The sequence below is a fragment of the Halolamina salina genome, assembly GCF_042678005.1.
In the GTDB taxonomy this organism is placed as follows: domain Archaea; phylum Halobacteriota; class Halobacteria; order Halobacteriales; family Haloferacaceae; genus Halolamina; species Halolamina salina.
In genome coordinates, this window is record NZ_JBHUDH010000028.1 from 6,701 (window position 1) to 11,850 (window position 5,150).

Below are 5,150 nucleotides of genomic sequence, written 5' to 3' on the forward strand. Positions count from 1 at the left end.
GGGTCGGTGGGACCGCCCTCGACGGCGGCGATGCCGGCCTCGCGGAGGCTCTCGGCGCGGGGTTCCTCGTCGGTGACGACGGTCGTCTCCCCGTCGGGGAGCCGCTGGAGGAGATCGAAGCCGACCGCGCCACAGCCCAGCACCAGCCGGGTGACCATACCCGTGGGAGTAGGTGAGTGCGGGAAAACCTTACCGTCCCGAGGTGAAACTGCTACCGCGACTCCACGACCAACTGCGGCTCGGCGAGGCGCTCGCAGTTGCACTCCGGACACCGGCTCGGCGCCGACAGCGGATCGTCGAAGCCGGCGAAGCCACACTCTTTGCACTCCGGCGGCGCGACCAACAGCTGCTCGTCGTCGTTCGCGAGGCTCTTCGCGACGTGTCGGACGTGGTCGTAGACGACGCTCGTGGGCACGCCGACGCGCTTGGACAGCTCCCGCGGCGTCGCCGGCTCCCCCCGGAGCGCGTCGACGATCCGCTGGCGGGTGGTCGCTTCCTCCATGGGTACCGTTGGGGCGGCGCGAACAAACGCCTTTCCGCCCGCCGTGGGAGAATTGAAAAAGCGTTTACCGTCTCCACCCCGACCACGGTGCCATGAAGGCTATCGTTCTCGCGGGCGGCTACGCCACGCGTCTCTGGCCGATCACCCGCAACCGCCCGAAGATGTTCCTCCCCGTCGGCGAGGGGACCGTCATCGACGACGTGTTCGCCGATCTGGAGGCCGACGACCGCGTCGACGAGGTGTACGTCTCGACCAACGAGCGCTTCGCCGACGACTTCCACGACTACCTCGCCGACAGCGAGTTCGAGAAGCCCGTCGTCTCCGTCGAGGAGACCGTCGACGAGGACGAGAAGTTCGGCGTCGTCGGCGCCTTGGCCCAGTTGATCGACCGCGAGGGGATCGCCCACGACCTGGTCGTCGTCGCCGGCGACAACCTCATCTCGTTCGACCTCGCGGAGTTCGGCGACTTCTTCGAGGAGAAGGGGACGCCCTGTCTCGCCGCCTACGACGTTGGCTCGAAGGAGCGAGCCAGCTCCTACGGCCTCGTCGAACTGGAGGACGACCGCATCGTCGACTTCCAGGAGAAGCCCGACCAGCCCAAGAGCACGCTGGTCTCCATCGCCTGCTACGCGTTCCCGGCGGAGACGCTGCCGCAGTTCGATGAGTACCTCGCCGGCGAGAACAACCCCGACGAACCCGGCTGGTTCCTCCAGTGGCTCCAGTCCCGCGAAGCCGTCCACGCCTTTACCTTCGACGGCGCGTGGTTCGACATCGGCACGCCCGAGAGCTACCTCGACGCCGTCGAGTGGAAGCTCGACGGGGAGAACATGATCGCCGACGACGCGACCGTCGACGCCGAACTGGGCGAGAACGTCCACGTCATGTCCGGCGCGACCGTCGAGGGTGGCGAGATCGACCGGAGCGTCGTGTTCGACGACGCCACGGTCGTCGACTCCTCGCTGCGTGACTCGATCGTCGACACCGCGAGCTACGTCGAGGGGCTGGACCTCTCGGGGGCGCTCGTCGGCGCCCACTCCGAGATCGCGGACCGCGAGGAGTAACGGACTCGTTTTCCGTCCCGGAATCGGGAGACGGCGAATACGTTCGGGAGTAGGTTCAGGGGGTTGTTGCGTCGTGTTCCGAGTATGGCGACAGAGACAGAGAACGCCCCGTGGCCACAGCAGTTGCTGGACAGCATCTGGCTGCTCGCGCTCGCCGCCATCATCTACTGGATGTTGGCGTACGTCGTCTGGGGTGTCATCGACGTCCTGACGGTTCCGATGGGGTGATCGCCGATGGACTCCCCGATCACCCCCCCTGACGGCGACTGGTGGAGCGAGAAGATCAACCGCCGCGAGTCGATCTGGCTGGGGATCAGCGGCGTCTGGGCGCTGACCCTGTTCGGCTGGATGATCGGCTGGACCGAGTTCGGCGAACAGAACCAGACCGGGGAGACGTATCAGGTCTCCACCGAGGCGCTCCAGCAGAAAGTCCAGGCCTACAAACAGTCGGCGGGGACGCTGACCGTCGGGGGCGAGGAGCTACTCGTCCCCCCGGAGAACGACGTGTACGTGGGCGCGCTCCAGTGGGGCTGGGACGGGCTGCCGGCGGTGCTCAAGCCCGGCGAGACGTACCGGTTCCACCTCGGCTCCTACGACGTCCAGCACGGCTTCTCCGTGCGCAACGCGGACAACCTCAGCCAGCAGATCTCGCTGCAGGTGCTTCCGGGCTACGAGTGGGTGCTGGAGATGTCCTTCGACGACCCCGGCACCTACCACGTCGTCTGCAACGAGTTCTGCGGCGAGGGCCACCGCTCGATGCACGGGAAGTTCGTCGTGCAGGACTACGACGAGTCCGCCGTCACCGCCCCGGAGGAGAGCGGCGGCTCCGGCGGCTCCGGCGGCGACGCCGACTACGGCGGGTGGTTCACCGGCGACGCTGCGGGCAGCGCGACGGGGAACTACGACGGCACGACCGTCGACGAGACCGGCGCCGATCAGGTCACCGTCACCGTCGGTGCCGAGGGCAACGGCGGCCCGTACGCCTTCGATCCGCCGGCCGTCTCCGTCTCGCAGGGGACGACGGTCACCTTCGAGTGGGCGTCGAACAACCACAACCTACTGGTCGAGTCCCAGCCCGACGGCGCGGGCTGGGAAGGGCACGAACCCTTCGAAAACGAGGGGTTCAGCGTCGAGCACACGTTCGAGACGAGCGGCGTGTACAAGTACTACTGCGAGCCCCATCTCGGCGTCGGGATGAAGGGCGTCGTGGAGGTGGTGTAGATGTTCGGTTTCAGCACGTACGAGTACGACAGCGACGGCTTCCGTGAGTGTAACGTCACCGGGCTCACCATCCACAAGTCCGCCGAGGACATGGTGAAACTGTACGGCCTGACCGCGATCCTCGCCCTCGCGATCGGGGGCACCTTCGCGCTGGCCGTGGCGCTGACCCGCTGGGAGGCGATCGGCCTGCTCTCCGCGGGCGACTTCTACACGTACCTCAGCGTCCACGCCTGGAACCTGCTCATCTTCTGGATGGTGTTCATGGAGATCGCGATCCTCTACGTCGGCGGCCCGTTCGTTCTCGGGCGCCGGCTCTCGCTGCCCCGGGTCGCGAAGGTCGGCTGGGTCGTGATGGCCGCGGGCGCCGTGCTCGTCAACGCCGCCATCCTGCTCACCGAGTACCCCAACCAGGCGCCGCTGCTCACGTCCTACGTCCCGCTGCCCTCGAGTTGGCAGTTCTACCTCGGCGCGACCGTGTTCGTCCTCGGCGCCATCGTCGCCGCGGTGCCGTTCCTCGCGACGATCTGGAACCACCAGCAGGAGAACCCGAGCAAGACGCTCCCGCTGGTCACTTTCGGCGCGTTCATCACGAGCATCGTCGCGCTGGAGGCGCTGCTGGGTGGGCTGATCACCTACGTGCCGACGCTGCTGTGGCGCGTGGGCTACTTCGAGAGCCTCGACCCGGCGTTCTACCGGCAGATGTACTGGATCATCGGCCACGGGAGCCAGCAGATCAACCTGCTGGCGATGATCACCGTCTGGTACTTCCTGACCCACGTCGTCGGCGGCGCCGTCGTCGCGAGCCAGAAAGTCTCGCGGGCGGCGTTCGTGCTGTACCTGTTCTTCATCAACCTCGGCGCGGCCCACCACCTGATGTCCGACCCGGTGGTCTCGGCGGGCTGGCGGATGTGGAACACCTCCTACGCCGCCTACGGCGCGGTGCTGGCGAGCATGATCCACGCGTTCGCGATCCCGGCCGGCCTCGAAGTCGGCCGCCGGGCGAAGGGGAAAGCCGGCGGCCTGTTCGGCTGGCTCTGGAGCAGCCCTTGGGACGACCCCGGGTTCTCGGCGACGATCCTGAGCATCATCCTGTTCGGCTTCCTCGGCGGGATCACCGGCGTCATGATGGGCCAGATGCAGCTCAACATGACGTGGCACAACACGCTCGCGACGGTCGGCCACTTCCACGCCACCGTCGCGACCGGGACGACGCTCGCGTTCATGGGGCTGGGGTACTACGTCCTCAGGCTGGTGTTCGGCCGTGACTGGTCGCTCGGTCCCCTCGCGAAGATCCAGCCGTACCTCTACGGCGGCGCGATGGGGCTGACCGTCCTGATGATGATGTACACCGGCATCCTGTTCGGCGTCCCTCGACGCCACCCCTCGGTGATGGACATCCCCGGGACGGCGTTCAGCTTCTCGCCGGCCAAGCCGTTCTTCGTGGTGTTCGGCGTCGCCGCGATACTGGCCATCGTCGGCGGCGCGCTGTTCGTCGTCGTCGCGCTCGCCACGCTGCTGTTCGGGGAGCGATTCGAGGGCGGCCCCGTGGGTGACGTGCAGCGCGCCGCGGCCGACGGTGGCGAAGGGAAGGCCGCCCACGCTTACAGCATGCGCGGGACGTTCGTGCTCTGTCTCGTGTTCCTCGGTGCCTTCATCACGCTCTGGGCGCTGAACTGGTACCTGCTCTCGACGATCTGGCAGATCGGACCCTAACTCATGGACACAGAACTCCCCGCCCACCTCTGGTCGCTGGTCAAGCCCCGCATCGTGACGCTGCTCTGTGTCACCGGCGCGTTCTCGCTGCTCGCGGCCGGCGGCACGTCGGCGATCACGCTCGCGGGCTTCGTCGTCGCCGGCGCCTGCGTCGCCGCGAGCGCGGCGGCGTGGAACTGCTGGTACGACCGCAAGCTCGACCAACACATGGAGCGGACCGCCGACAGACCGCTCCCCAGCGGCCGCCTCGACCACCGCGTCGCCGCCGCGTTCGCGACGGCGCTCCTGCTCGTCGGGACGGCGCTGGGGCTCGCACTGCTCCCCCTGCGCTCGGTGGTGTACATGCTGCTCGGCTTCGCGTCGTACGTCGGCCTCTACACGGTGGCGCTCAAGCGACGCCACTGGCTCGGCGTGGTTCTGGGCGGCTCCGCCGGCTCCTTCCCCGTGCTCGCCGGCTGGAGCGCCGTCCGGCCGCTCACGGTCGAACCGGTGCTGATGGCGCTGGTCGTGTTCGCGTGGACGCCCGCCCACGCGTGGGCGCTGGCGTACGTCTACCGCGACGAGTTCGCGTCGGTGGATATTCCGACGCTCCCGGTCGTCGTCTCGACGGCCACGGTCCAGCGCGGGATCCAGTACGCGGTCTGGTCGACGGT

The 5,150-nt window shown here is 67.9% G+C and carries 6 protein-coding genes and 1 pseudogene; 5 read left to right on the forward strand and 2 right to left on the reverse strand.

Features of this window, described 5'->3' with window-relative positions:
* A pseudogene (locus ACFR9S_RS16190) lies at positions 1–158 on the reverse strand (Rossmann-fold NAD(P)-binding domain-containing protein); the annotation flags it as partial.
* A 53-nt stretch (positions 159–211) separates the two neighbouring features.
* Positions 212–502: a transcriptional regulator gene (locus ACFR9S_RS03750; RefSeq protein WP_379731838.1), complete on the reverse strand. Its 291-nt coding sequence runs from the start codon at positions 500–502 to the stop codon at positions 212–214.
* Between the two features lie 92 nt (positions 503–594).
* Here ACFR9S_RS03750 and ACFR9S_RS03755 point away from each other — a divergent pair, with 92 nt between their 5' ends.
* From ACFR9S_RS03755 to ACFR9S_RS03775, 5 genes are all read left to right on the forward strand, one after another.
* Complete coding sequence (locus ACFR9S_RS03755) at positions 595–1,563, forward strand: nucleotidyltransferase family protein (RefSeq protein ID WP_379818093.1); 969 nt, start codon at positions 595–597, stop codon at positions 1,561–1,563.
* Between the two features lie 84 nt (positions 1,564–1,647).
* The gene (locus ACFR9S_RS03760) at positions 1,648–1,791 is read left to right on the forward strand and encodes a hypothetical protein (RefSeq protein ID WP_379731840.1); all 144 of its coding nucleotides are present in this window, start codon (positions 1,648–1,650) and stop codon (positions 1,789–1,791) included.
* 6 nt (positions 1,792–1,797) lie between these two features.
* Complete coding sequence (locus ACFR9S_RS03765; protein WP_379731841.1) at positions 1,798–2,784, forward strand: halocyanin domain-containing protein; 987 nt, start codon at positions 1,798–1,800, stop codon at positions 2,782–2,784.
* Positions 2,785–4,497: a cytochrome c oxidase subunit I gene (locus ACFR9S_RS03770; RefSeq protein WP_379731842.1), complete on the forward strand. Its 1,713-nt coding sequence runs from the start codon at positions 2,785–2,787 to the stop codon at positions 4,495–4,497.
* A 3-nt stretch (positions 4,498–4,500) separates the two neighbouring features.
* Positions 4,501–5,150, forward strand: a 650-nt coding sequence (locus ACFR9S_RS03775; protein ID WP_379818094.1) for a protoheme IX farnesyltransferase, incomplete at its 3' end; no start/stop codon positions are given.

Excerpts from the sequence above, each read along its gene's own strand:
- ACFR9S_RS03750 (WP_379731838.1), bottom strand. The coding sequence starts at position 502 with ATGGAGGAAGCGACCACCCGCCAGCGGATCGTCGACGCGCTCCGGGGG.
- ACFR9S_RS03755 (WP_379818093.1), top strand. The coding sequence starts at position 595 with ATGAAGGCTATCGTTCTCGCGGGCGGCTACGCCACGCGTCTCTGGCCG.
- ACFR9S_RS03760 (WP_379731840.1), top strand. The coding sequence starts at position 1,648 with ATGGCGACAGAGACAGAGAACGCCCCGTGGCCACAGCAGTTGCTGGAC.
- ACFR9S_RS03765 (WP_379731841.1), top strand. The coding sequence starts at position 1,798 with ATGGACTCCCCGATCACCCCCCCTGACGGCGACTGGTGGAGCGAGAAG.
- ACFR9S_RS03770 (WP_379731842.1), top strand. The coding sequence starts at position 2,785 with ATGTTCGGTTTCAGCACGTACGAGTACGACAGCGACGGCTTCCGTGAG.